The organism is Nitrobacter sp. TKz-YC02, assembly GCF_049852135.1.
Taxonomy (GTDB): Bacteria; Pseudomonadota; Alphaproteobacteria; order Rhizobiales; family Xanthobacteraceae; genus Nitrobacter; species Nitrobacter vulgaris.
This window is the reverse complement of the sequence record NZ_CP180728.1, coordinates 2596429-2621784: the sequence shown is the minus strand read 5'-3', so window position 1 is coordinate 2621784 and position 25356 is coordinate 2596429. Positions and strand designations below refer to the sequence as shown.

Genomic DNA, 25356 nt, shown 5'->3' with positions numbered 1-25356 from the left:
GCCAGGCGACAACCAACGTTAATATCTCGCCTTAATGCGTGAACGGCAGGCCATAGCGGTTACCCATCTGCGAGACAAGCGGTTTGAAGTCCGCTCCTCGGTGCGCGTATTCAACTGATCCCGAGGATGAAGCTCGTCCAATATTGGAACGGACGAGCTACCTCAGTTCGGTACATCCGTAGATTTTGTCCTCACCTTAGCGACATATTTTCCGTGCTCACCTTGCCGCGCATTTTGTCGGTCTTAGCTTCGAACGACACCTTTTGACCTTCTCCAAGGCCGTTTCGTTGAACGGCGCTGATGTGCACGAACACGTCATTACCTCCACCATCCGGTTGGATAAATCCAATACCATTCTGGCTGTTAAACCACTTCATTACACCGGTAGACATCCGTCTATCCGGGGCATCAGAAAGAAAGCCGCGCCATCCACCGAAGTGGACAGCGCGGCAAGTGTTTCTAGGAACGTAAGCGAGGAACCAAGTCACTACCACCTTGCGGCGAATACGAACGATGAGGAGCATTTCATCGTCATATCTATGTATATATATCGTAGCATTTCACAGTTGCACAGCGGAATTTCGAGGTCATGGCACGTGCCTGCGGAACGCGAACAGCACGATTGCGATAGCCGATGTCGGGCAGCTCGCCGTCGACCACATGCAGGTCGGTCCGGCACACGCCGCAGGCGCTGACCTTGATCCGAACCGCGCCCGCGCCCGGTACCGGCTCGGCCCGTTCCACCAGCGTCAGCGGCGCGCCGCGCGCCGGAAGCACCATGGCATGCATGTCACAATCGTCCCGTCATATCATCCGCTAACGTGACAAAGCCGTCTGCTCGTGTGCGGATTGTGTTGAAGAAGTCGCCTTTCGGTCTGGAGTGATCTTACGTCGAGGCAAGCCGTAGCGTTTGAAGGCGGTCGTAACCGATCAAGCGGCCAAGATCGGTGCGGTGGCGGGGATCAGCTTGGCCAGTTTTCTCAAGTTCTGAGCGGTGGCGGCGAGCAGGAACTCGTCATGTGCGCCACATGGGCCGCGCAGTCGCAGTCGGTCGAGCTTGAGGATGCGTTTGAGGTGGGCGAAGCACATCTCAACCTTCTTGCGCTGTCGCCGCGAGGTTAGATAAGCGGCGGTCTTGGCGATGTGGCGGGCGAAGTCTCTTGCGCCCTCATGGATACTGCGAGGCACTCGCCGCATCGGGGTGTTAGGGCTGCAACGAGATTTAAGAGTACAGGCGGAGCAGTCAGCCTTGCTGGCGCGGTAGAACAAGGTGGCGCCGTCGTTCACCAGCGTTCCCTTCGTCGTTAGGTTCTTGCCGCCGGGACAGACATAGATGTCGCGCTCATGGTCGTAAATAAATTCGTCTCGTGAGAAGGTCCCGTCGGTGCGTTGGGATTTGTCGAACACCGGCACGTGCGGCTCGATACCTTCTTCGTTGACCAGCCAATCGAGCATCTCGGCTGAGCCATAACCCGTATCGGCGGCGAGACGCGCCGGCTGAAGATCGAAGCGATCGTGGGCTCGCGTGATCATGGTCTTGGCGGCTGTAACCTCGGCCTGGCGTACGGCGCTGGATGCCTCCACCTCAACGATGACGGCATGATCAAGGTCGATCAGGTAGTTCGTCGCGTAGGCGAAGAACGCGAGGCCGCCGTTTGCCGCGGTCCACCGCGCGGCCGGATCGACGGGCGCGAGATATTTCGGCGCGACGGACGTCGCCGCACCGAAGGCTGCGTCATCTAGCACCGCCAGATACTCACGAACTGCGCGACGAGATCGAACTGGATCTAGCTCCTCGGCGCCCTGCACCCCGCTTTGGCGGTTGGCGTCGGCCTTGATCAGACTGGCATCGACAGCGAAGCTCTCACCGCCAACCAACCCCTCGGTCATGCAGCGACGCACCACGGTCTCGAACACATGTCGCAGCACATCGCTGTCACGGAAGCGGCCGTGCCTGTTCTTGGAGAAGGTTGAGTGGTCTGGCACGTCGCCATCGAGGCCTAATCGGCAGAACCAACGATAGGCGAGGTTCAGGTGGACTTCCTCGCACAAACGCCGCTCCGATCTGATGCCGAAGCAGTAGCCGACAATCAGCATCCGGATTAGCAGCTCCGGATCAATCGAGGGGCGACCCGTCGAACTGTAGAACGCTGCCAAGTGCGCCCGCACACCCTGCAGATCGACGAACCGGTCGATCGCCCGCAGCATGTGGTCCGCCGGCACGTGCCGCTCCAGCGAGAATAGATAGAAAAGCGCCGCTTGATCGATTCGCCGTTCACCCATCATGGCTTCGCCCCAGGCTTGGATGCCTGAGTGAATCAGCGCTTCTGACCGTTCACAACCCGGAGTTTTTCAACACAATCGAAGGCAAAGCGGACACCAAATAGACGCCGGGTCCGCCGTTAGTCACCTTTCGCTTTGGTTTTTTTGGGTTAACACATTAGTTATTTGTTTGCGGGCATTTTGCGCTTCCATTTATCAGGGAGGCACTATGTCTGATGTCACCATTCCTGGCGGCAAAATTCGCGCGTTCGTTGAACGGATCGAAAATCTGGACACAGAATTGTTAGAGTTGAACGAACAAAAGAAGGAAGTGTTTGCGGAGGCCAAAGGGGAAGGGTTTGACGTGAAGATCCTCAAAGAGATCATCAAACTTCGAAAGCAGGACCAGGAAGAGCGCGACGAGCGCGAGGGTCTGCTCGATCTCTATATGCGCGCAATGGAGCAGGCCGGACCAGAGAAAGTCGCCAAGGCTGCGTGAAGAGTAGGGCGGGTTAGCGACAGCGTAACTCGCCCTTCGTCCACGACCATGCCCGAAGAGGAAAGGTTTCAGGCTCGCTCGAAGGCCGACCAGATCGACTCTGCCGCTTTAGGCGATTCCGTCGCATCATCAACTCGGATGAGGTTTTCGGCACACACAAGTTGGCGAGGTGATGAAGTGGCCTAGCCAATGTGCCTGTTGATATAGCTCAACACGCTGATTCGAACGTGAGGTTAGAAATGCGGGATCGGCCTCCGGGCCACCTCGGGCCCTCCCAGGGCCCTGTTTCCCTGTCCGTCATCAAAACATTTGGCGCAAAGAGCGGCGAGATTTAGCGGAGAGCGGGCCTCATTTGTTGGTTGATGTTAAGCGGCGATTTTGCGGTGGAGCAAGCGCCGATATTTGATTGTCTGTCGTTTGATCCTTTCACGCTGTTTGATGATGGATTGTGCACGTCCGAAGTAGACGTCGGCGGGTGTGACGTTGCCGATGCCCTCGTGATAACGGCGATGATTGTAATGCTCGATGAATGCCTCGATCTGACACTCGAGATCGCCGGGCAGGAAGTAGTTCTCGAGCAGGATGCGGTTCTTGAGGGTTTGATGCCATCGCTCGATCTTGCCTTGGGTTTGCGGATGCAGCGGTGCGCCGCGGATATGGCTCATGCCGTTGGCATCGATCCATTCGGCAAGCTCGGCGGCGATGTAACTGGGACCATTGTCGCTGAGCAGTCTGGGCTTGTGCAACACCTTGGTGTTGTCGCAGCCTGAAGCTGCAAGGGCCAGTTCGAGCGTATCGGTGACGTCCTCGGCGCGCATGGTCGAGCACAGCTTCCAGGCAATGACATATCGAGAGAAGTCATCGAGTACGGTGGACAGATACACCCACCCCCAGCCGATGATCTTGAAGTAGGTGAAGTCGGTCTGCCACATCTGGTTGGGTGCTGTCGTCTTGTCTTTGAACTCATCAGCCGCCTTGACCACAATGAAGGCTGGGCTGGTGATGAGATCGTGGGCCTTGAGCAGGCGATAGACACTGGCTTCGGAGACGAAGTAGCGCTTCTCATCGGTAAAGCGCACTGCCAGTTCGCGCGATGAAAGTTCGGATTGCTCCAGCGCCATCTCGATGATCTGACCCTGGATATCGGCATCGATGCGGTTCCACACGCGACCTGGCCGGGAAGGACGATCTTCCAACGCTTCCGGCCCGCCCTCAAGGTAACGGTCATACCAGCGATAGAAGCTTCGACGTGCAATGCCCAGTTTGTCGAGTGTCTTCTTCGCCGGCAGATGCGATTGCTCGACGAGCCTGATGATCTCAAGCTTTTCGGATGCGGGATATCTCATTCGCCTTCGCCCCCATCCGCGATCATGCTTTTTTTGAGCAGACGGTTCTCCAGCGTCAGATCGGCAACCACCTCCTTCAGGGCATGCGCCTCACGGCGAAGGTCTTGCACTTCACCACTTGTCGCAGCTCGCGCCGTATCACCGGCCAGCCGCCGCTTGCCTGCCTCCATGAACTCCTTCGACCAGACGTAGTAAAGGCTCTGAGCGATCCCTTCCTTGCGGCACAGTTCAGCGATGCTGTCTTCACCGCGCAAGCCATCAAGCACAATCCGGATTTTATCTTCCGCCGAGAAATGGCGCCGGGTGGCGCGGCGAATGTCTTTGACAACCCGTTCGGCAGAACTTTTCCTGCTGCGAGACTTCGTAGTCATGTTCGTTCCTTCGTCATCGACGAGAACCGAACTCTCCTTAAATCATACCTTCAATTCTGTGCCATAGGCGCTGATCCCGGACAGTACCTGTGATCGTCGTCTGCATCCCGGGTCCTCGCATTGGCTGCCGGCCAATGCCGGAAAGCTCAACTAACGCCTGCGCCGTGACGATTTCATGAGAGCCGGACATACCGCAGCAAATTTTAGTGTGGTTGAACCGGAACCTACAAAGCCTATCATTTTCCAAAGCCGCAAGTTGAGCGCGAGCAGCATCGGACGTGATGAGCAAGTTTGCTATCAAATGGCTCGGGAATGTTGTCAAACGTCTTGGGTGGAATACCAAGCGTTTCACATATCAACACTGTAGGTCCAATGCAGAGCTTCCGCTGCTCAGAACGGCCTCAACAAGGTCCTAGTTTGTCTGAGACGAAGCAGGTGACGCTAGTGCCCCAGCTATCACGCGATTCTTGACCAGGCCTACGACAAGTTGACAGAAACTTGTCGCGGGTTGTCGGAATGCGTGGAGGGCTTTCGTCCTAAGGGAAATTCATAAATAAAACGCGGTTGATAACAACTCAATGAAAGGAAATATCCATGCCTAATACCGTGAAACTGCACCGGGTCTTCGCTACCCCACCGGAAAAAGTCTACCGCGCCTTTGAACACTGGTTTCACATAAGCTCGCGGTATCCAGCGGCGGTCAGGGGCCCGCCGAAGTCCGCGCCTATATCAAGGAGAACCTACAGGACCAGCGATACAGTTGAACAAAGAACCAGCGGACGTTGTTGCGAATCGAACGCGTTAGGCAACCTGCGCCGCAAAACAGTCAACTGATGTCGAAGCACTGCGTTTTCAGCTTCAAGCCGCGACTTCGACTTGAGTGGTGAGGCCAGGACGACCAGAACGAAACAGAGCAGCCCGGTCATTGCGCCAGCTTAGGCGGTTACATCACCTCATCAACTCGGATGAGGTTTTCGGCACAGTGCCCCTATACAGCTGCCGACGGGTCTTGCTTGCGCGCGGTCGCGCTGCGAAACACCACTCACGCCGAAGGACGTGCTGAGGCCGGCTTGCGACATCCGTCATTGCTTCTTCCAAGACACTCCGACACGACCAACATAAGAGTTGCGCCAGATCACGCGGCAATCCCAAAGGGTGCGGCAGTTGTCGAAGGACAGGTAGAACTTTGGTGGCAACTCGCTGACCGGCTTTGCTTCAAATATTATGCAAGCACCCGCGGTACTTAAGTTAGTCACGATGCAACGGTGAAGGATGTCAGCATCTCGCGATAAGATCTTCGCGGGCTGCGCAACCTTCGTTCGAATAACTCGACGACGTTCGATCATTCTCCATATTGATGAAAATCACCTCTCAACTTCCATAAGGTCGTCGGCAAATCAAACGGCTGTAGCTTCATAGTCGGTTAACGGTAACTGTACCGTAGTCACCGCGTTGCGGTTCTGAGGGACGCAAGCGAGCTCGAGGCTCGCCTAGAAGGGGTGGCAGCCCCGGTGCGAATCGCTCGTAGGCCTCTGCAAACATCCAGAAACCACTCTCCTCATAAGTCATGGCTTTGGGATGGAAAGGCTCAACGACCGCGTCCTCGTCAGAAAATACACGAGGTGCGAACCGGGGGGAGCCATAATTTCGGACCGTCGCAATCTCTTGTAAGCCGACTGTTTAGATTTTGTTAAGGTTGATTTGGCATTATTGCTCAGTCAAAAATGGAGCTTTCGATGCAGGATGTCGAACAGGCAATTCGTGAACGAGCCTACCATTTCTGGCTGGCGGCTGGCCGACCGAACGGGAATGCAGAGGCATATTGGTTCGCTGCACAGCGCGAAATCGTGGGGATGTCCCTCGGAAGCTTTGCGCCGATGAACGCGCCCGAAGTTGGCGACAAGAAGCCAAGCAAAAAGGCGAAAGCCGCCCGCAAGCGGGGCGCTAGCTAAGCGTGTCGCGCTTGCGCTTCAGTCCCGATTGAGCTTTGTCGAACTGTTGGCGGCGTTTCGATCGGCTGGTGAGTTCGCACTTTTTTGACGTTGCGCGCCGAGCAAATGACGGTCAGGTCCCGCTTTTTGTGTGCCTAATTCTGACGCGTTCCCTGTCGAGTTTGCGACGAGCTGCAGCGACAATCGCACGCCAACCGCAGTCAAGCGCCCAGGCAAAGGCTGGAATATCATCAGCTTGTTTCGGGTAAGGCTGAACAGGCGCTCGACCAAGATGAGCTTTAGCAGCTCGCCATCTGACCGGTAGCAGCCAAATAAGCCGCCACCGGTTTAACCGGTTCCAGAATGATCACCGGTATCAAAAATAGTGCCAGCGACGGACAACTACAGCGAAAGGGCTAAGACAGGGCGCAACCAGTGCTGCGGACGAGTGCAGCACGGGGCAGCAGATGTTGGGATCGTGGGGCGTTTCAGTGTCAGATCAACGCGATAGCTGGTCCTGACACTGTGCAGACACTGAGCGACTTAGCTATTGAAAACATTTGTCTTTTCGCGATCATCGTTTTCTCACCATGAGGGATTTCCAAACTCATCACGCGCATAACGGACGAACGGCGCTTTCAACGCCTTCGCCGCAACTTCACCGCCCGGCAGCCGCCTCAGCCGACGGAATCGGTGACACATTCGTTTTCTCCTGCAGAGCGACAGGCTGGTCGGTCTTCGCCACCGCAGGGTCGCTCTCAAAACGAACGCGGTAGACCACCAGGTTCTCGATCACGCGCTGGACATAGTTTCGCGTCTCCGACAACGGGATGCGCTCGACCCAGTCGACGGGGTCGACCTTGGGGTCGCGTGGATCGCCGCACACCTTGACCCAGTCCCGGACACGGCCCCTGCCGGCATTGTAGCCAGCGAAGGTCATGATGTGAGACCCCTTGTATTCGGAGAGCAGCGCGCTGAGTTCGGCGGCGCCCATCTGGGTGTTGTAGACCGGATCGGAGACCATGCGGTCCCAGTCGTAGCTGACCTTGAAGCGCTTGGCGGTATCGCGTCCCGCTTCCGGCGTCACTTGCATCAGGCCGACGGCGTTGGCCGGAGACTTGTCGCGCTGGTCGAACGCGCTCTCGGTACGCGCCACCGAATAGATGATGCTGAGCTCGATTTCGGGAGCGACCTGGCGGTGCGGCGGAATCCCGATGGTGGGAAACGCGTAATGGTCGAGCGGCAGCCCGCGGCCGAGCGCGGGCTTTCCTATCTGCAGCATCGCGCGGGCGTCGTTGCGCCGGCCGGTGAGTTCGCCGAGTGCTTCGAGCAGGGCCACGTCGGAGCTTTGTTCGCCGAGATCGGCGACAAAATACAATACGGTGTCGCGCTCGCCGATCTCGTAGAGCATATCGGCGGCGCGCACGCGTTCGTCGGTGGCTGGCGCATCGGCGAACGCGAGAACAGGCGAGGGCGCGCGCAGTTCGATCTGGTCGTGGCCAAGCTTGGCGCGCGCGAACTGCCCGTAATAGGCAGTGGGATAGCGCGCGGCCGCTTCATAGCTTGCGCGCATCTTGTCTTTCTCGCCGAGGGCCTCGGCGGCGCGCCCGCGCCAATAGTTCGCCCGCGCCAGCACGATCGGATTGGTCGCGCCGTCGTCGATATGCGCGAAATGCGCCTGTGCGGTGGCGGGGTCATCGAGGTAGCGCAGGGCGATCCAGCCGCACATGAAGTGGTAGTCGGCGCGGTAGTATTCATTGGCCGGCGCAGCGGCGGGGCGGATCACATCATATGCCGTCTGGAATTTACCCTGATCGAGCAGCTTGCGGGCGAGCGAACGCCGCTCGCGCCACCATTGATCGGTGTCCTGCAGCGCCATCGTCTCTGGCGACGCCGCCACCATCAGGCGGGCCGCGTCGTCAATCTTGTTCTGGGCGAGCATCCACTGGATGCGGCACAGGGTGTAGCCGAGATCCGATCGCGCCTCGGTCGCGACCGCATCGAGCGCATCCAGCGTCTTGTTCGCTTTGCCCCTGACCGCGGCACAGGCCCTCACGATCGCAAGCTCGTCGCCGCCGAGACGTTGCGCCGCGCGTCTGGCGCCCGCGAGATCCTTGGCGCCGATCCGCCTGTCCATGCGCGCACGGTGGTCTTCACGGGTGAGAAGGTCGCGGAACATCTCGAATGCTTCGGTCTCCACGCGCTCCGACAGTTCGTCCGATCGCCACGCGTCGCGCGCCAGCCGGCCCGCACCCTCGCGATCGCCCGCAGCGAGCAGCACACGCGCGAGCGCGAGTTTGCCCCTCGCACTGATCGGCTGGTCGCCGGTAAAACCGCGCACCGTGGCCGCATCGCTGCGCTCCTGCCATAGCCGCGCCTCCGCCCGCCGGCGCAGCAACGCCGCACTTGGCCATTCCGGATTGGCGGTGAGGAACGTGGCATAGCGGCTGAAATTCGCCGTCGTCTCGGAGTGGCGCAGGATGAACCATTCGACGAGTTTTTGCCCTGCCGGGTCCGCGATCTTGTTCCGAGTGGCGGTCGTCTCGTCGGTCTTAGCCTTACGCGCGAGATCAATCGCTTCCTTTACCAGCGCCAGATCGCCGGTGAGCGGAGTGGTAGGCTCCCTGCGCGGCGGCGTGTCCTTCGACGGCTTTGATTTGCGATGAGCGTCGGCATGCCTGGCGTGCCGGCGTTTTCCAACCGCCGCGCTGCGAGGGGGGCGAGCCTGCTTCGCCTCGTGTGTCTTCGTGGTCTGTTGTTGCTTGGGATTGGTCCGCGCCGCCGTCGCGTCCTTCGAAAGCATGGCGAGCGCTGTGAGGGTGAGGACACGGGCCAGCGAGCGTAAGCAACGGTTCATTCCATGGTCCTCCTGCGAACCAACAGTCACAAACCAAAAATTCGCACAGCGCGAGCGCCCCAGCCATCCTTGAGGTAGCACGACATCGACTAATCAATTGTTGCGTCAGCGCAACAGCGCGCGAGAAACGGTGGCGCGAATGCATGTCCATGTCGCAAATCCCATCCGGCTGGCTGTCTGTACCGAAAATCTCAAATCCGGCCATAGTGGTGATGGAGTCCGCCCAGGATGGGGCGTGAACGAATGACACCGGTGTGCTGCACTGAGCGAGAGACCGGTGCATCCTTGTTCAAAGACCGATGCGTTCTGAAACGGTTGTAATAGTCAGCGTAAGATTTCAGGACCCGACGCAAATGTGCCTCGCCACAGATGATCGCGTGATCGAGACACTCGCGACGGATCGATCCAATCAGCCGTTCGGCAAAGCCATTCTGCCAGGGTGAGGCCGGTGCAATAGGCTTGTCCGGGATGCCCATGGCACGCAGTCGGCGTGTGACGACCGTACCGTAGATGAGATCACGGTCCCGGATCATGTAACCCGGAGCACCGTCCCAAGGGAAAGCCTCGGTGATCTGCCGAGCGATCCACTCCGCCGTCGGGTTGGCTGTGACGTTGATCCAGACGAGATCTCTGCGATCAATCCGTACAATCACGAAGCCGTAAGCAGTTTGAAGCCAATGGTCGGGACCACGAACAAATCTATGGCGGCAATATCCGGAGCGTGGTTTCGCAAGAAGGTCTTCCACCCCTGACTGGGCGGTCCACGTCGTTTCACCATGTACCTGGCGACGGATGATTGGGCGACGCTAAATCCAAGCTTGAGCAGTTCGCCGTGGATGCGCGGCGCACCCCAAAGCAAATTCTGGCTTTGTCACGTTAGCGAATGATAGGTGCGACAAATCCAGCATTCAATCGCGATCACGCCGCAGCAGTCACCTCGCGCCACGTCTGCATGGCCGAGGCTCGGAATGCCCGGTGTGTCTTCGCTGAGATAAGGTGACGCTGGACGTTGAAGGTGTTGTAGGTGGCGGCGTGGACGGACAGAAATCGTTGGGCTGATCCCGCACTCTTGAACCCCTGCATCTTGCGCTCCCGTCGTCGGGTCGGTTGATGCGAGTTCTCCGCTCGGTTATTGCGCCATCGCCCGCGTTCATGGCAACGAGACAGCCCAAGCTCACGGGCGGCCGCGCCGTAGGATCGAAGATCGTCGGTCACAAGCTTGTCCGGAACAAAGGCCATTTTCTTGAGCAGTTTCCGCAGCAATTTCAGTGCCGCGCGCTTGTCCCGCTTGCTCTGGACAACAACGTCGAGAACTTCGCCTTCGGCATCGACGGCGCGCCATAGATAGACCAACCTGCCATCGATCCTGATAAACACCTCATCGAGATGCCAAGTCGAATGAGGCTTGGGCCGGCGTCGTCGAAGGTCAGCTGCGATCGTCGGTCCGAAGTATCTCACCCAGCGGCGTACCGTCTCATAGGACACCATGATTCCGCGCTCAGCCAACCCCTGTGTGTACCGAAAACTTAAACACGGGCGTAGCGATGATGAAGTCCGCCCAGGATGGCGCGTGAACGAATGACACCGGTGTGCTGCACCGAGCGAGAGACCGGTGCATCCTTGTTGAAAGACCGATGCGTTCTGAAACGGTTGTAATAGTCAGCGTAAGGTTTCAGGACCCGACGCAAATGTGCCTCGCCACAGATGATCGCGTGATTGAGACACTCGCGACGGATCGATCCAATCAGCCGTTCGGCAAAGCCATTCTGCCAGGGTGAGGCCGGTGCAATAGGCTTGTCCCGGATGCCCATGGCACGCAGTCGGCGTGTGACGACCGCACCGTAAATGCGATCACGGTCCCGGATCATGTAACCCGGAGCACCGTCCCAAGGGAAAGCCTCGGTGATCTGCCGAGCGATCCACTCCGCCGTCGGGTTGGCTGTGACGTTGATCCAGACGAGATCTCTGCGATCAATCCGTACAATCACGAAGCCGTACAGCAGTTTGAAGCCAATGGTCGGGACCACGAACAAATCCATGGCGGCAATATCCGGAGCGTGGTTTCGCAAGAAGGTCTTCCACCCCTGACTGGGCGGTCCACGTCGTTTCACCATGTACCTGGCGACGGTTGATTGGGCGACGCTAAATCCAAGCTTGAGTAGTTCGCCGTGGATGCGCGGCGCACCCCAAAGCAAATTCTCCATGCTCATCTGCCGGATCAGCGCGCGCAGGTCCGCTTCGATTTGCGGGCGACCACCCCGCCGCCGCGATTTCCACCGCCAGTAGCAGCGAAAGCCCGCCCGATGCCAACGCACGAGGGTCTCAGGTTGAACAATCGTGATAACCGTCAGGATTGATGGAAACCGGCGATACAGCTGGACGAAGAACCAACGATCCTGGTTAGTGAGCCGGACGCGGCCACGCAGCTTCCGCCGCAATACAATCACCTGATGTCGGAGCGCGGCATTCTCTGCCTCAAGCCGCAACTTCGACTTGAATGGCGAGGCCAGGACGGCCAGAACGAAACAGAGCAGCGCGATCATGCCACCAGATTCGGCGATTCCGTCACATCATCAACTCGGATGAGGTTTTCGGCACACACACACAACTATGCACACACACAACTACACACACAACTATAATGAGATGCGCACGCACCTATCGTTGGACAGGGATGCGCCCCTATCGCGCACGGTTCAGAGGGCAGGGCGTATTCTTCGCCTTCCAATCCTGGGCGGGCTGCATCACCAATATATTCGGATTTGATTTGCGACAGGCACAGGCTCGGCGCGCCGCGAGCAGCGCGCGACAGCGCCAATACCCGCATTGGGCGGCACCGAGCTGGTACTGCGGTCGATGAAAATGAAAGTCCGTGCCTCAACAAAACCCGCCGGCAAGGGAGACCACCGGCGGGTCTTTGGTCGAGATACGCAGCCAATCCCGGATGACCTAGATTGGGCTGCGCACCCCGTCCGAACTAATAATAACCGATGCATCCTGCGGCACAAACTCACTGAAGAGTGAGCAACCAACATCAGAGATCGGGATTAGGATTGCCTAACAGGTCGCGGCAAGATCAGTGTTGGTTGTGCTCTCGCGTCTGGTCTTGATCGTGATCGTTTCCGAAGGGGCGAACTCGCGCCTTTTGGCGGTTAGAGATCGGCCCACGAAAGGGAGACAACGAACATGGCCACTCATTATCCTCTCGACCACACGTCACTACGACCAGGAGCGGTCGCGGCGGACGGACTGGTGATCCGGCACATCGGTTTCTCCGATCTTCTCGAAGCCTTGCGGCTGGGTTGGGAAGACTTCAAGGCGGTTCCCAGCCACGCCATCGTCCTTTGCGTTATCTATCCCATAATCGGAATTCTGCTGTGGCGGATGGTGCTCGGCTATTCGGTCTTGCCGATGCTGGTTCCGATCGCCGCCGGCTTTGCTCTCATCGGGCCGTTTGCGGCACTTGGACTTTATGAACTGAGCTATCGGCGCGAACTTGGTATGGAAGCGTCCGCCTGGCACGCATTCCGCGTGTTGCGGGCACCGTCATTCGGATCGATGCTTGGACTGGGCGCGCTGCTGCTCGCCATTTTTATCGCCTGGGTGGCAACGGCGCACGCGATCTACGTGTCCACCTACGGCGATACCCCGGCTTCGGCAATTCCCGATTTCCTCACGCAGGTCTTCACCACGTCCGAGGGCTGGCGCATGCTCATGATCGGTGTTGGCGTCGGGTTCCTGTTCGCAGCCGTTGCCCTGTGCATCAGCCTTGTGTCGTTCCCGCTGATGCTCCACCAGCACGCCGACATGAGCGATGCCATGATGACGTCGATGCGCGTGGTGGCGAAGAATCCAGTTGCGGCCGTGGAATGGGGTTTGATCGTTGCCGTTTTGCTGGTGCTTGGGTCGATTCCCTTCTTCCTCGGCCTCACGATCGTCATGCCGCTGCTCGGTCATGCGACGTGGCACCTCTATCGCAAGGCGATCGAGAGCCCGTTGACGACATCGGCGCACGAAGTCCCGGAAAAGGAGAGGGAACAGCGCTACGCGGCCGATTTCCCGTCCGTCTTGTTGCCCCCTTACGGGCGCAAGCACCGGTTCTTCGATAATTCGGATTGATGGAAAGACGCGCGCTCTCGCAAGGCCGTCTCGATGTCTGGGGCTATGAGCTCGGTGACAATCGAGGCGGCCGCTGCGCGCTAGGGCGGCTTCGGCTCCCGTTGGCTAAGAACTGCGGCCCGGCGTTCCTCAAAGTCTTTTCGCTTGTCCCTATCGGAAACCTAATCCGGCTGGCAGGTGAGGCTGAATCGCGTGATGCTTCGGTCTTATGAGAGAAGCTTGCAGCCTGGTCTGGTCAGTGCTGGTCTTGTTGTTCCGGTCGCGGGCCTCGCTGGAAGCCGAGATCCTGACCCTTCGTCATCAACTTAACATCCAGCGACGGCATCTGCCGAAGAGACTGACCTTTGGTGCCATCGACCGTCGGATCTTCGTTGGGCTGTATCGTTTGGTGCCAGGCACCCTGTCCCTACCGCAAACCATATCCGGCTGGTAGTTGATTGATAATCGGCTGATGCTGTTGCGTGATGTTGGACCTGTGCAGACTGATCTGGCGGATGTTCACGGATCTTTTCCGGTCGCGAGCTACGCTTGAGGCCGAGATTTTGGTATTGATGCAACAAATCAATGTGCTTCGGCGAGGGGCGGCTCGCAAGTTTGCTTTCAACCTAATTGACCGACTGATTTTCATGGTCTTTACCGGTTGCTCCCTCGGACCTGTTGTGCGCTTGCGATCGTTAAGCCGGACACTGTTATAAGATGGTACCGCGCGGGCTTCCGATCGTATTGGCGCTGGAAATCGCGACGCCGCTGCGGCCTACCAACGGTGCCGTTGGAAATTCACCGGCTGATCCGCGAGATGAGCCTCGCCAACCCGTTGTGGGGAGCGCCGCGAATCCATGGTGAGCTTCTCAAGCTTGGCATCGAGATCGGCCAGACCAGCGTCGCCAAGTATATGGCGCGGAGGCGGGCTTCTCCGTCACAAGGCTGGAGGACATTCCTTCGTAACCACGCTGACGGGATCGCCGCGATGGACCTGTTCGTGGTTCCGACAATCTCGTTCCGACTGCTCTATGGGTTGCTGATCATGGGCCACGGCCGGCGGCAGATCCTGTGGTTTGGGGTGACCGCGCATCCGACGGCCGAATGGGTCGCCAATCGAATGACGGAGGCATGTGGCTGGGAGCAAATCCCTCGTTACCTGGTCCGGGATCGAGACGGCGCATACGGCGAGATATTTATCCGCCGCGTTCGATCCGCAGGGAATGCGTTGATCATATCGTGGTAGTCGGCGAACGCCATCTGCGCCACGTGCTGCTCTCGTACATGAGCTACACAACGGCACGCGCACCCATTTGTCATTGAACAAGGACGCGGCGATATCACGTGCCGTCGAGACAGCCGGACGTATTCTCTGTCGGCCGATTCTGGGCGGACTGCACCATCAATATGTTCGGATTTAATTTGCTGTAGGCACAGCCTACGGCGAGATATTTATCCGCCGGGTTCGATCCATCGGTATTCGCGACCGCCCGACGTCTGCTCGCTCACCCTGGCAAAACGCATATGCTGAACGGCTGATCGGTTCGATCCGGCGGGAATGCGTTGACCATGTTGTTGTCTTCGGCGAGCGGCATCTTCGTCACGTGCTGCTGTCTTACATGAACTACTATAATGAGACGCGCGCGCGCCTATCGTCGGACAAGGATGGGCCCCTATCGCGCACGGTTCAGAGAGCCGGGGGTTTTCTTCGCCTTCCAATCCTGGGCGGGCTGCATCACGAATATATTCGGATTTGATTTGCGACAGGCACAGGGAGTAGGTCCCTCGTGACCTGATCCGGGACCGCGATGGCGGCATATGGCGAAATATTCATGCGTCGGGTTCGGTCCATCGGTATTCGAGACCGCCCGCGGTGCGCCGATATTCTCGGAAGTCGCGGATAGTTTCATACAGTTCATGGGCGACGGGATCTTCGTCACGCACAACGACGGGCCATCTTTTGAACCTCATGAACCTCAAGCGGGAAGGCGCGTTCGACCGCGCCGAGGAAGCCGCCTGATCGGCGTCTGGGGCAAAGCTAATCGGGTCGATATGGCGCTGGAGTTCGTGTACGAAAGCCGGGCCAAATCAAATTCGGAGCAGATCGATTCCTCAACTCATTTTCGGCTTGATCTATCTGCTGATTCTAACTCGATTCCTCTGGCCTCTGCAGTTGCCGCTTTCGATCAAGATCGTGGTGGCGACGCTCGGGTTGATCGCATTGCAGTTTCACCGCTGGAGCAAGCTCTCATCGGGCTCGGTATTCTCTCCGGAGTTTCCACGCCCGGTGGTCGCCCTCTTCAACTGGGCATTTGGTACGATCGTCCTGCTCGCACTGCTGCAACTGCTGCTCGATACCGGGCTTCTATTCGGAATGCTGATCCACGGCGGCATCGTGAGCGCTCCCGATGGCGTCCGCTTTGGATTGGCCGCGTTGGCCGCCGCCGCGGCCGCGATCGGCGTCCATCAGGCGATGCGGATTCCGCCGCTGAAAGATATCCAGGTCGGCATCCGCGGACTTCCCCGCCAATTCGACGGCTATACCATTCTGCAACTGACCGATCTCCATATCAGCCGTCTGTTTCCCGCTTCATGGGCGCGTACAGTTGTCGAGCGATCGAACAAACTTGGGGTGGACCTGATCGCGATCACAGGGGATCTGATCGACGGCACACTCGATGCGCGACGCGCCGACATCGAGCCGTTGCGGAATTTGAAAGCAACCGAAGGCGTCTACGTGATCTCTGGCAATCACGAGTACATCTTCGGCTACAAAACGTGGATGGCGCATTACGCCACGTTGGGATTGCTGTCGCTCGAGAATAGGCACATCGTTCTCGCTCGTGACGGCGGCAAGCTGGTTCTCGCTGGCATCACCGATCGTGCGTCAGGCCGCACGGAGCATCCCGTTCGCGACCTTGCCGCGATTCTCGAAAGTGCTCCAAAAGGCGTCCCCGTCATCCTGCTCGATCACCAGCCGAGCGACGCTCGGCACGCCGCGAAGCTCGGCGTGGCTCTTCAACTATCCGGACACACGCACGGAGGACTGATTCTGGGGATCGACCGGTTGGTTGCGCGCGCCAACGCCGGCTACGTCTCAGGCCGTTACAACGTCGGCGGAATGACGCTCTACGTGAACAACGGTACCGCGCTGTGGCCCGGCTTCGCGCTGCGGCTCGGTCGCCCGTCCGAATTGACGCGGATCACACTATGCCAGGCGGATGCCATCTAATCGGCGCTACGCGATAGACGCCTCATCTTCCTGGTCAAAGCAAATCCACTCCTCAAGGTGCTAACGGTCGGCGACCTTACTCGATACACGCTGTTGCGTTCCGACCAGTCCGGCGTAAGCGTCTATTCCTGACACGTCATCTTAGTTGAGGATAGTTGCCGGGCGCCAGTTCCATGGCAAGAGCTGATCGAGCCGGCTCATGGGATGACCGGCCGACATTCGTTCAAGGATGTCCTTGAGATAGGTGAAGGGCTCGACGTCATTTAGCTTTGCCGTGGTGATGAGGGAGCAGACTGTGGCCCAGCGCTGAGCCCCGCCATCTGATCCGGCGAACAGGTGGTTCTTTCGTCCGAGCGTGATGGGGCGAATGGCGCGTTCGACGGTGTTGGTGTCGAGCTCGATGCGGCCGTCATTGAGGAAGCAGCAAAGAGCATCCCAGCGGCTCAGGGCATAGCGAGTGGCATCGGCGAGCCCGCTGCGCGGCGGGATTTGGGCGAGTTGCATTTCAAGCCATGCTTTCATCGCCGTGACCAGAGGCAACGACTTTGATCGACGCATGCTTTGCCGTGCTTCCGCGGTCTGGCCGCGGATGGCGGCCTCGATCACGTAAAGCTCGGCGATGCGTCGCAGCGCTTCGGTCGCGACAGGCGAGGCGGTCGCCTGCTGCACCTCGTAGAACTTCCGCCTGGCGTGAGCCCAACAAGCTGCGAGCTGGATGGTGCCGCCGTCGCGAAGCCGATCGAACCCGGGATAACCGTCGACCTGAACGATGCCGCTGAAGTTGGCCAGATGAGCAGCGGGACGCTCAGCCTTGCGATCCGGACTGTAGAGATAGACCGCGGCTGGCGGATCCGGTCCGTTCCAAGGCCGGTCATCGCGGGCGTACACCCACAACCGGCCAGTTTTGGTGCGGCCGCGGCCGGGATCGAGTACCGGGATCGGCGTGTCGTCGGCGAACAGTTTCTGCGATGCAAAGATGTGTTCAGCGAGCTTGGATTGAAGGGGCTCCAGCCACCAGCAGGCGCCGCCGATCCAGTTCGCCAAGGTCGAGCGGTCCAACGTGACGCCCTGCCGGGCGAAGATCTGGCTCTGCCTGTAAAGCGGGAGGTGATCGCAGTATTTGGAGACCAGAACATGGGCGAGCAGAGCCGGGGAGACCAGCCCCTTGGCGATCGGCCGCTCTGGTGCTAGCGCTTGATGGATAGTCCCGCAGGCCCGACAGCCATAGCGCGGCCGGCAGATTCGGATGACCCGCAGCCGCGCCGGCACATGGTCGAGCATCTCGCTCGTCGTTTCGCCGATCAAGTGCAGTATGCCGCCGCAACAAGGGCAGGTTTGATGCTCAACATCGAGCCTGACATCCTCGCGGGGCAAGTGCACCGGCAGGCTCGGGCGCTCGCTTTGGGTCCTCGGGGGACGGCTCTCGGCTGGCGGAGGCGGAAGGCTAGTTTCGACGCGCGCAAGATCGGCGTTGAGGTCTTCGAAGCCGAGTTGCAACTGCTCGTCATCGAGCCGCTCAGCCCGGCGGCCGTACTGGTTGCGCTGCAGCCTCTTGATGATGAGATTGAGCCGTTCGATCTCGGCCTTCGCCTCGCTGAGGCTGACGCGCTCGGCTACAAGCGAACGCACCAGCTTTTGCAGCGTCTCCACGTCGTCGGGCAGTGCGGCGAGATCGACGTTCATACGAGAAGAATCTAACTGACTCGCACCGTTCTCGCCGCATTTCTTGCATCATCGAGTCAATCGGTCGCAGATCATCCGGCAATTGCCGGACGCCAGCGTTGCTCGGGCGCGCGCCAATCGACACCTTCGATCAGCAGCGACAGCTGTGCTGAGGTCAACGACAGCGTTTCGCCAGGCGCAATGCTCGGCGGCCACAGAAAGACGCCGTGCTCGAGCCGTTTTGTGAATAGGCAGAAGCCGGTGCCATCCCAGTAGATGATCTTGATAAGGTTGGCCCTGGTGCGACCTCGGAAGACAAACAGATGTCCGGTAAATGGATCCTGGTGCAGGACGCCTTGCACCAGCATCGCGAGACCGTCGATGCCTTTGCGCATATCGATGTAGCCCAGAGCCAGGTGCACCTTTACGTTTGGAGGAAGCAAGGCCGTCATGGCATGGCCCTCTCGGCCGCAGGTGTCGCTCCGTCGGCGATCTGCACAGTGACGAAGCCCAGCTCTTTCGCTGCGGCAACGTCCTGCTTCCATCGGCGCAGAACGCGCGGAGCGATGCCGTAGCGGCGCGAGATCTCGCTGCCGCTCGCGCCGGACCGTATCATCTCTTCAAGAATCCAACGCTTGTCGGCTTCGCTGAACCGTCGCCGATGCCCTTCACGTGGTCTTGGAACAATGGGCTCCGCTGCCGCCGAGGAGGGATAAGATCCCGGACTTACGAGGGGACTTAACGGCGGACTAAGGGGAGGACTTAAGGAGCGTCGTCGATACAACAGCTTCCGCTTGGGCGGCTGTGGCTCCACTTTAAACAACGATCGCCAGTTGCCAAACGCCTTGAGCGGAATGCCTTGCGCTTCACAATATTGACGTTGATTCAAGTCGCTACGCGTCCATGCCTCGTGATGCGCCCGCCAAAAATCCTCGCCTTGACGCCTCCACCCTCGATGTTCGCTCGTCATGCTGTTCTCTCCATCTTCAAATTGAAGACAGGAACAGATCGGGGTCGCTAACGATCGAACAAGGGTGCGAGAAATGGACGCTTACAAATTCCCTGATCCGTTGCTCAAAATTCCCTGTTACGTTCTGAAAAATTCCCTGCTCGCAAAGCAGGGAATTCGTCTGCAAATCTTTGAATTCTCGTGAAAATAGCTGGCCGCCGGGCTCCCCGAACTGCGATTTTCGCAAAATTCCCTGTTATTTTCCCTGATAGCAGGGGATTTGCGCGCCGAGACCGGTAGGGATCGGACTCGGTAGCGTATCCGTGAATTTGTCGCGCAAATTGCGGGGTTTTGGCGATCCGTTGAGTCTCTGCGCGTGTCTCTGGCCTCAAGAGTATCGCCAAAGGGCGCTCCGTCTCTGCATCGAAAAATCCCGTTCCTGGCCGAACGGCAGAGACCGGTTCGCTGACTGGGTGGGACAGCCAATTCGGCGAATTCGGCGCTTGCAACTACCCGTTACGACGATGTGCACATACCTTCATGTCTGCCATCTACATCGCAGCAGAACTGCGGGCTGAATGGTGCGGCGTTATTGGGACTGAATCTGAGTGGGTGGCGAACGGGACGGCAGTAATCATCGATTCTGTCGTCGGGGAATAAAGATCGGAGCATCAGCGATACTTGTCTCTGTCGGAAACTCAATCTTGCGGGCAATTGATATCGAATCGGGCGATGCTCCTACCTTATGCGAGAGGTCTGTAGCCTAATTTGGTTGGCGTTGGTCGGAGCATGTGAAAACGCGCCGAACGATGACCCCACCCCCCGACGCCTGCTGCGCATTGAAATCGCTAGGAAAATGCGGATTACGGTGGGGTCATATTCGCGCGAAACGTGACCCCACCCGAAATCATGAATTCCTTCGTATGATCAATGAAATGCGCTACCTCGCGGGTGGGGTCAGGCTTGGAAGCAATTTCACAAATCAGACCGGTGGAGAAGTCGACTACAAATGACGCACAGGAAGAAACAGGAGAGCCCTATCCATGATTGAGGGGATCAGCGCAATCACGCTGGCCACACACGAAATGCCGCGAGCTGTTCGATTCTACCGCGCGCTGGGATTTGAAGTCCTGCATGGCGGCGAAGAGTCGTCATTCACTAGCTTTCGCGCGGGGGCGGGCTATCTGAACCTCATCGCGCAGCCTGCCGAGCGGCGCTGGTCCTGGTGGGGCCGCGTTATCTTCTACGTCACCGATGTTGATGCACTCTATGAACGTGCGCTCGCAGCAGGGTGCCAGCCAACCACCGCACCCCGCGTTGCCGAGTGGGGTGAGCGCTTCTTCCACCTAATTGACCCCGACCGCCACGAACTCAGTTTCGCTCGGCGCTTGCTTCCAGCTTCCGTCCAATAGCTGCTCGAAGCGGCCTGCCATTCCAAGGTGCTGGGGGCGCGTATGGTGCTCCGATGAACAGTGGTCGCCGCAATTTGGCGAGTTCGAGTCATGGTAGCAACGAGCGGTCGCATCGTGACAGTGTTTGGTGGAACCGGCTTTCTCGGCCGCCGCATCGTTCAGCATCTGCGCTATCGCGGATTTCCTGTTCGGGTCGCGTCAAGGCATCCGGATCGGGGGAACAGACTGTTCGGTCCTGATGATCCACAACTTCAATCCGTCCGGGCCAACATTCACGACGAGCGGTCAGTTGCGGATGCGCTTGCTGGCGCTTACGGTCTTGTAAATGCGGTTAGTCTTTACGTCGAGCACGGACAGGAGACTTTTCATTCCGTTCATGTCGAGTCGGCTCAACGGGTGGCAGCGCAAGCGCGCCGGGTCGGAGTCGAGCGACTCATTCATGTTTCAGGAATCGGCGCCAATCCGACCTCACAGTCACACTACATCCGAAAGCGCGGCGAAGGCGAAATGGCGATCCAAGCCGCGTTCGCCGATGCACTTTTCATCCGCCCGGCGGTGATGTTCGGACCGGACGACGCGTTTCTCACCACCATCCTCAAGCTCCTCCGCCAGCTTCCAATCTATCCGATGTTTGGCCACGGCCTGACCAGGCTGCAGCCGGCCTATGTGGAGGATGTTGCGGAGGCGATTGGCCGGGTCATGCAGCACGCCGAGACGCCTTCGATGATCTTCGAGCTCGGCGGCCCTCGTGTCTACTCCTACAAAGAACTTCTCGGAGCCATTGCGCGCCAAGCCGGCCTTGCGCCCCTGTTGATTCCGATCCCGTTTGCCGTTTGGCATGCACTCGCATGGGCTTCCGAAATGTTTCCGGGTCCACTCCTAACTCGCAATCAAGTGGAACTGATGCAGATCGATACGGTGTCATCACCGGAGATGCCTGGATTTATTGAACTTGGAATTTCGCCGCACTCCGTCGATGCAATTCTCCAGAGGGTATTATCGAACTGAGAATGAAAGAGGCTCCTCGGTCAATCCGCTTCAACGGCTGGCGCGTTGGCGTCACCCGGCAATCGAGCAGATAGTTGCTTGAATCCTGACTATTATCTGCTCGTGGCCGGAGGAAAGAGATTTCCTCGTCCGCGTGGACTGGGGTCTTCTGTGGACGCCCCCAGAGTAGCAAGAGGGTTTTGATCGGCTGTGGCTGACGCGTAGTCAGGCCTTTCATCAAACGAAGCGAAGAAGCCGCTATGTGCCTGCACCGCAAAAGCTCGCGGTCGCAGCGGCCTGCTTTCAAGGGTGAAACAGCATCCGCGGGTCGCGCGTCGTGCTGCTGCGACTGGCGCCGGGAATTCTATGCAGTCATGCTGCTGACGCAATTTCTGTCTTAGTCGGTGAAAACTAAGATCACCTTGTGCGAGGGCCACCCTGGTTCCCACAACGGTTCCGTCGCCATGGAGCTGCCCCGTTTTGTGGTCCAGAACGCGACCTGTAGGAATGTACAGACTTGCGAGACATCCTTTCTCTTGAGCCTCAATGGCACGAAGGATGATCGGGATGCACAAGTTTCGGCGAGATGCGGACCGAACGTTTCAACCCTGAAAGAACAACTGTTTCAGCGCAAGGGACGTTTCGTCACGCGGCGCTGAGCGTCTTGAAGCGTTCCCGCAGCCCGCGCGCGCTTTCGGACACGGCTGCAAGGGTGGTCGAGATCTCGCTGACGGCGGTGCTCTGGGCGCCAATGGCTTCGCTCTCCGTGGTCATACCGGCATCGATCTCCTGCACCAGCCGCTGCGAGCTGGCGACCTGCGTGATGGCGTGATCAATGGCGTCCTGGATTTCGCTGGCCTGCCGTGTGACATCCCTGGTGGCGCTTTCGGCCTCATTGGCCAGCGCCTTGACTTCGTTCGCCACGACGTTAAAGCCGCGCCCGTATTCGCCGCTGCGCGCAGCCTCGATCGCGGCGTTCAGCGCCAGCAGCTTGGTCTTGCGCGAGACGTCAGTGATGACCTTGACGAAATTCTCTATCTGTCGCGTGGTCTGTGCAAGATCGGCGAGATTTTTGGTCAGGGTCTCGATGCTCGACACGGTGTCGCGGCATCGCTGCATATTGCCGAGGTTGACCGCGACGATGTTCTTGATGGTGCTGTTGAGTTCGTCGGCGGCGCCGGCCATCGATTTGAGGTCGCCCGCGATCTCGACCTCGAAGGCGTTGAGCAGCGGCTCGGAAACATGCTGGAAGGCGGTCCGGGCGGCGGCGTTGTCATAGGCCGAAATCGCGTGGGAGATATCGAGGAAGAACATCCGGACAATGGCGCTGAGCGACGCCTTAATCGCTGCGGCCTGTTCGGCATCGCCGAGATGCTGGTCAACCGCGAGTCCGAGAAATTTCTCAAGGATAACGGCAGAACTCGCGACATAGAGGTCGCTGCTGAGAAGGCATTTCTCGTGCGCGGTTCCGATCTTGTGCGCGAAATCCTTGAAAACCTTGTCCGGCGTGCCATCGAAGAATCGGTGCCAGTGCTTGAACTGGACGTCGTTGATATGGGCGACAAGCTGCCCGATATCGATCTTCTCCCGTGCGCAGGCCTGTTCGATCATCGCCTTGAAGGCGGGAAACGACAGAATCCGCCCGTAGAAAGCGTTGATGATCTCATCTTGGTTGCCTCCCATCCGCAGCTTGAGCGACTGAAGGCAGCTTGCGTCAGCCGGAGTCAACCCGACGAGCGCTGCAAGATCGATGTCCATGTCGAATCATCCGGGTAGGAGGCGATTCATTGAACATGAGAATGGTAAACAACTTGTGTGTTGTCCCTACCGTAAAACCAGTCCTGCTGGCGGTTGATCGAGAATCGGGCGATGCTGCTGCTCGATGATCTTTGGAATGGTGATCGACCTGCTGCGGTTGCGCGTTGTGCTTGAGGCAGAAATTCTGGTCTTGCGGCAACAAATCAATGTGCTGCGGCGAACCCGTCCAAGGAGATCTACCTTCATCTCGATCGACAGACTAATATTGGGAGGTGTCTGCCGATTGTTTCCCAAAATGTACGATGTCCTGGCGATTGTCCGACCGGACACTGTGATCCGTTGGCATCGTGCCGGTTTCAGATCGTATTAGCCCTGGAAATCGCGACGCCGCTGCGGCCGACCGACTGTGCCGTTGGACATTCGCCGGCTGATCCGCGAGATGTGGCTGAGAGCAATTCCCTCCTAATCCAGGACCGCGATGGCGCCTACGGCGAGATATTCCTGCGTCGGGTTCGACCCATCGATTCGCGACCGCCCGACGTCTCCTCGCTCACCGTAGCAAACGGCTGATCGGATCGATCCGCAGGGAATGCGTTGATCATATCGTGGTATTCGGCGAACGCCATCTGCGCCATGTGCTGCTCTCGTACATGAGCTACTACACGGCACGCGCACCCATTTGTCATTGAACAAGGACGCGCCGATATCACGTGCCGTCGAGACAGCCGGACGCATTCTCTGTCGACCGATTCTGGGCGGACTGCATCATCAATATACCCGGATTTGATTTGCGATAAGGCCACTGGTCTGCCCCCTGAAAAGTGGTCCTCCCTGACTTAGGCTATCAGCCGTTTTGGAGCTGCCCCGTTTTGTGGTCCAGATGTCAGGCAATTTCTCGAGCTGTTTGAGTTTGTCGTGCGAACTCGTTCGGCGTCAAGTTGCCGAGCGAGGTGTGGGGCCGATCATTGTTGTAGTGGCACCTCCATTCCTCGATCCGTTCGATAGCGTCGGCCATCGACAGGAACCATGAGGCATTCAGGCACTCCGCCCGGACGCGACCGTTGAAGGCCTCGCAAAACGCATTGTCCGTTGGCTTTCCGGGTCTCGAGAAGTCGATCTCGACGCCATTGTGATAGGCCCACTGGTCGAGCATCTTGCCGGCGAACTCGGGGCCATTGTCGCAGCGAATGGTCTTTGGCTTGCCGCGCTCCCTTGCCAGCCGCTCAAGAACCTCGACGACCTGGAAGGCCCTGAAGTTCGTTCTCGGAACGATCGCAAGTGATTCTCGGGTGTGGCAATCGACAACGGTCAAAAGTCGGAACGGGCGACCGTTGAACAACGCATCCGACATGAAGTCCATCGCCCAGCAGTGGTTCACGGCGGCGATCTTCGGCCGATCGGAACGATAGCGCCAGGCCCGTTTGCGCTTCGGCGTTTTTGTCCTGATCGACAGGCCTTCTTCGCGATACAGCCGGTAAGTGCGTTTGTGGTTCAAGCGATAGCCCTCGCGCAGCAGCAGGACGTGGAGACGCCGATAACCGTAACGCACCCGGCTGGCTGCCAGGTCCTTCAGCCGAATGCGCAGCTCGGTTTGCGGATCGCCGCGCGACTTGTAGCGTTGTGAAGAGCGATGAAAGCCGGTCGCTTTGCAGGCCCGTCGTTCGCCAATATCGTAGACCTTCTGCAGATGGAATACGACCTCACGTCGGACGGCGGGCCTCACCATTTTTTTCGCAGGACGTCCTGCAACATCGCCTTGTCCAGCGTCAGATCCGCCACCACACGCTTCAGCTTCGCGTTCTCGTCCTCAAGCTGCTTCAGCCGCCGGATCTCGCTCACGCCCATGCCGGCATAGACTTTCTTCCATCGATAAAATGTCGGCTCCGAGACCCCCATCTTCCGGCAGATCTCCTCGATCGTCGTCCCGCTCTCTGCCTGCCTCAACGCAAAGGCAATCTGTTCCTCCGAAAACCGCTTCCGTTTCATGGCATC

The 25356-nt window shown here is 58.6% G+C and carries 20 protein-coding genes and 3 pseudogenes; 8 read left to right on the top strand and 15 right to left on the bottom strand.

What is annotated here, in order from left to right; translation table 11 throughout:
- Nucleotides 1–191: 191 nt before the first annotated feature.
- From ACM561_RS12430 to ACM561_RS12420, 3 genes and pseudogenes are all read right to left on the bottom strand, one after another.
- Entirely contained in the window at nucleotides 192–392 is a 201-nt protein-coding gene (locus ACM561_RS12430) for a cold-shock protein (RefSeq protein ID WP_425905422.1), read from the bottom strand.
- Between the two features lie 235 nt (nucleotides 393–627).
- A pseudogene (locus ACM561_RS12425) lies at nucleotides 628–789 on the bottom strand (alcohol dehydrogenase); the annotation flags it as partial.
- 141 nt (nucleotides 790–930) lie between these two features.
- A complete protein-coding gene (locus tag ACM561_RS12420) occupies nucleotides 931–2286 on the bottom strand; it encodes a transposase (protein ID WP_425905026.1) in 1356 nt (451 codons plus the stop codon).
- Nucleotides 2287–2491: 205 nt separating this feature from the next.
- Here ACM561_RS12420 and ACM561_RS12415 point away from each other — a divergent pair, with 205 nt between their 5' ends.
- Nucleotides 2492–2761 (top strand): DUF2312 domain-containing protein, encoded by a 270-nt coding sequence (locus tag ACM561_RS12415; RefSeq protein ID WP_079568238.1) that lies wholly within the window; start codon nucleotides 2492–2494, stop codon nucleotides 2759–2761.
- A gap of 365 nt (nucleotides 2762–3126) precedes the next feature.
- Here the strand turns inward: ACM561_RS12415 and ACM561_RS12410 are convergent.
- A protein-coding gene (locus tag ACM561_RS12410; RefSeq protein ID WP_425905397.1) for an IS3 family transposase occupies nucleotides 3127–4478 on the bottom strand; the annotation gives its coding sequence in 2 pieces (ribosomal slippage) (nucleotides 3127–4142 and nucleotides 4142–4478; 1353 coding nt in all).
- 1082 nt (nucleotides 4479–5560) lie between these two features.
- A complete protein-coding gene (locus ACM561_RS12405) occupies nucleotides 5561–5824 on the bottom strand; it encodes a PilZ domain-containing protein (RefSeq protein ID WP_425905421.1) in 264 nt (87 codons plus the stop codon).
- 390 nt (nucleotides 5825–6214) lie between these two features.
- Here ACM561_RS12405 and ACM561_RS12400 point away from each other — a divergent pair, with 390 nt between their 5' ends.
- Complete coding sequence (locus ACM561_RS12400; RefSeq protein WP_425905420.1) at nucleotides 6215–6430, top strand: DUF2934 domain-containing protein; 216 nt, start codon at nucleotides 6215–6217, stop codon at nucleotides 6428–6430.
- 112 nt (nucleotides 6431–6542) lie between these two features.
- Here ACM561_RS12400 and ACM561_RS12395 read toward each other — a convergent pair.
- The 5 genes and pseudogenes from ACM561_RS12395 to ACM561_RS12375 form a co-directional block, all read right to left on the bottom strand.
- A pseudogene (locus tag ACM561_RS12395) lies at nucleotides 6543–6807 on the bottom strand (hypothetical protein); the annotation flags it as partial.
- Between the two features lie 260 nt (nucleotides 6808–7067).
- Nucleotides 7068–9266, bottom strand: coding sequence for a transglycosylase SLT domain-containing protein (locus ACM561_RS12390; RefSeq protein WP_425905418.1), 2199 nt, complete (start codon nucleotides 9264–9266; stop codon nucleotides 7068–7070).
- Nucleotides 9267–9457: 191 nt separating this feature from the next.
- Nucleotides 9458–9919: an integrase core domain-containing protein gene (locus ACM561_RS12385; protein ID WP_425905416.1), complete on the bottom strand. Its 462-nt coding sequence runs from the start codon at nucleotides 9917–9919 to the stop codon at nucleotides 9458–9460.
- A 265-nt stretch (nucleotides 9920–10184) separates the two neighbouring features.
- Nucleotides 10185–10808, bottom strand: a pseudogene (locus tag ACM561_RS12380) (IS6 family transposase); the annotation flags it as partial.
- Nucleotides 10793–11077, bottom strand: a complete 285-nt coding sequence (locus tag ACM561_RS12375) for an integrase core domain-containing protein (RefSeq protein ID WP_425909738.1) — start codon at nucleotides 11075–11077, stop codon at nucleotides 10793–10795. The gene ACM561_RS12375 and the pseudogene ACM561_RS12380, both read right to left, overlap by 16 nt.
- A 1375-nt stretch (nucleotides 11078–12452) precedes the next feature.
- Here ACM561_RS12375 and ACM561_RS12370 point away from each other — a divergent pair.
- The 4 genes from ACM561_RS12370 (at nucleotide 12453) to ACM561_RS12355 (ending at nucleotide 16596) form a co-directional block, all read left to right on the top strand.
- Nucleotides 12453–13385, top strand: coding sequence for a DUF2189 domain-containing protein (locus ACM561_RS12370; protein WP_425905415.1), 933 nt, complete (start codon nucleotides 12453–12455; stop codon nucleotides 13383–13385).
- A 763-nt stretch (nucleotides 13386–14148) separates the two neighbouring features.
- The gene (locus tag ACM561_RS12365) at nucleotides 14149–14610 is read left to right on the top strand and encodes a hypothetical protein (protein WP_425905413.1); all 462 of its coding nucleotides are present in this window, start codon (nucleotides 14149–14151) and stop codon (nucleotides 14608–14610) included.
- A 202-nt stretch (nucleotides 14611–14812) separates the two neighbouring features.
- Nucleotides 14813–15121, top strand: coding sequence for an integrase core domain-containing protein (locus ACM561_RS12360; protein ID WP_425909736.1), 309 nt, complete (start codon nucleotides 14813–14815; stop codon nucleotides 15119–15121).
- A gap of 350 nt (nucleotides 15122–15471) precedes the next feature.
- Nucleotides 15472–16596 carry a metallophosphoesterase gene (locus ACM561_RS12355; protein WP_425909734.1) on the top strand — a complete coding sequence of 375 codons (1125 nt, stop codon included), beginning with the start codon at nucleotides 15472–15474 and terminating at the stop codon, nucleotides 16594–16596.
- Nucleotides 16597–16737: 141 nt separating this feature from the next.
- Here the strand turns inward: ACM561_RS12355 and tnpC are convergent, their stop codons facing one another.
- From tnpC to tnpA, 3 genes are all read right to left on the bottom strand, one after another.
- Nucleotides 16738–18279, bottom strand: a complete 1542-nt coding sequence (gene tnpC / locus ACM561_RS12350; RefSeq protein WP_425905412.1) for an IS66 family transposase — start codon at nucleotides 18277–18279, stop codon at nucleotides 16738–16740.
- A gap of 71 nt (nucleotides 18280–18350) precedes the next feature.
- Nucleotides 18351–18710: an IS66 family insertion sequence element accessory protein TnpB gene (tnpB, locus tag ACM561_RS12345; protein ID WP_009798194.1), complete on the bottom strand. Its 360-nt coding sequence runs from the start codon at nucleotides 18708–18710 to the stop codon at nucleotides 18351–18353.
- Nucleotides 18707–19228, bottom strand: coding sequence for an IS66 family insertion sequence element accessory protein TnpA (gene tnpA, locus ACM561_RS12340; protein ID WP_425905410.1), 522 nt, complete (start codon nucleotides 19226–19228; stop codon nucleotides 18707–18709). The genes tnpB and tnpA overlap by 4 nt, the downstream gene beginning before the upstream one ends.
- 1022 nt (nucleotides 19229–20250) lie before the next feature.
- Here tnpA and ACM561_RS12335 point away from each other — a divergent pair.
- Entirely contained in the window at nucleotides 20251–20619 is a 369-nt protein-coding gene (locus tag ACM561_RS12335) for a VOC family protein (RefSeq protein WP_425905408.1), read from the top strand.
- Nucleotides 20620–20733: 114 nt separating this feature from the next.
- The gene (locus tag ACM561_RS12330; protein ID WP_425905407.1) at nucleotides 20734–21627 is read left to right on the top strand and encodes a complex I NDUFA9 subunit family protein; all 894 of its coding nucleotides are present in this window, start codon (nucleotides 20734–20736) and stop codon (nucleotides 21625–21627) included.
- Between the two features lie 624 nt (nucleotides 21628–22251).
- Here the strand turns inward: ACM561_RS12330 and ACM561_RS12325 are convergent.
- Both ACM561_RS12325 and ACM561_RS12320 read right to left on the bottom strand, forming a co-directional pair.
- Nucleotides 22252–23364 (bottom strand): methyl-accepting chemotaxis protein, encoded by a 1113-nt coding sequence (locus tag ACM561_RS12325; protein ID WP_425905405.1) that lies wholly within the window; start codon nucleotides 23362–23364, stop codon nucleotides 22252–22254.
- An 883-nt stretch (nucleotides 23365–24247) separates the two neighbouring features.
- Nucleotides 24248–25350, bottom strand: a protein-coding gene (locus ACM561_RS12320) for an IS3 family transposase (protein WP_425905403.1) whose coding sequence is annotated in 2 segments (ribosomal slippage) — nucleotides 24248–25089 and nucleotides 25089–25350 — 1104 coding nt in all. Because the reading frame shifts where the segments join, the coding sequence is not laid out codon by codon here.
- Nucleotides 25351–25356 lie beyond the last annotated feature (6 nt).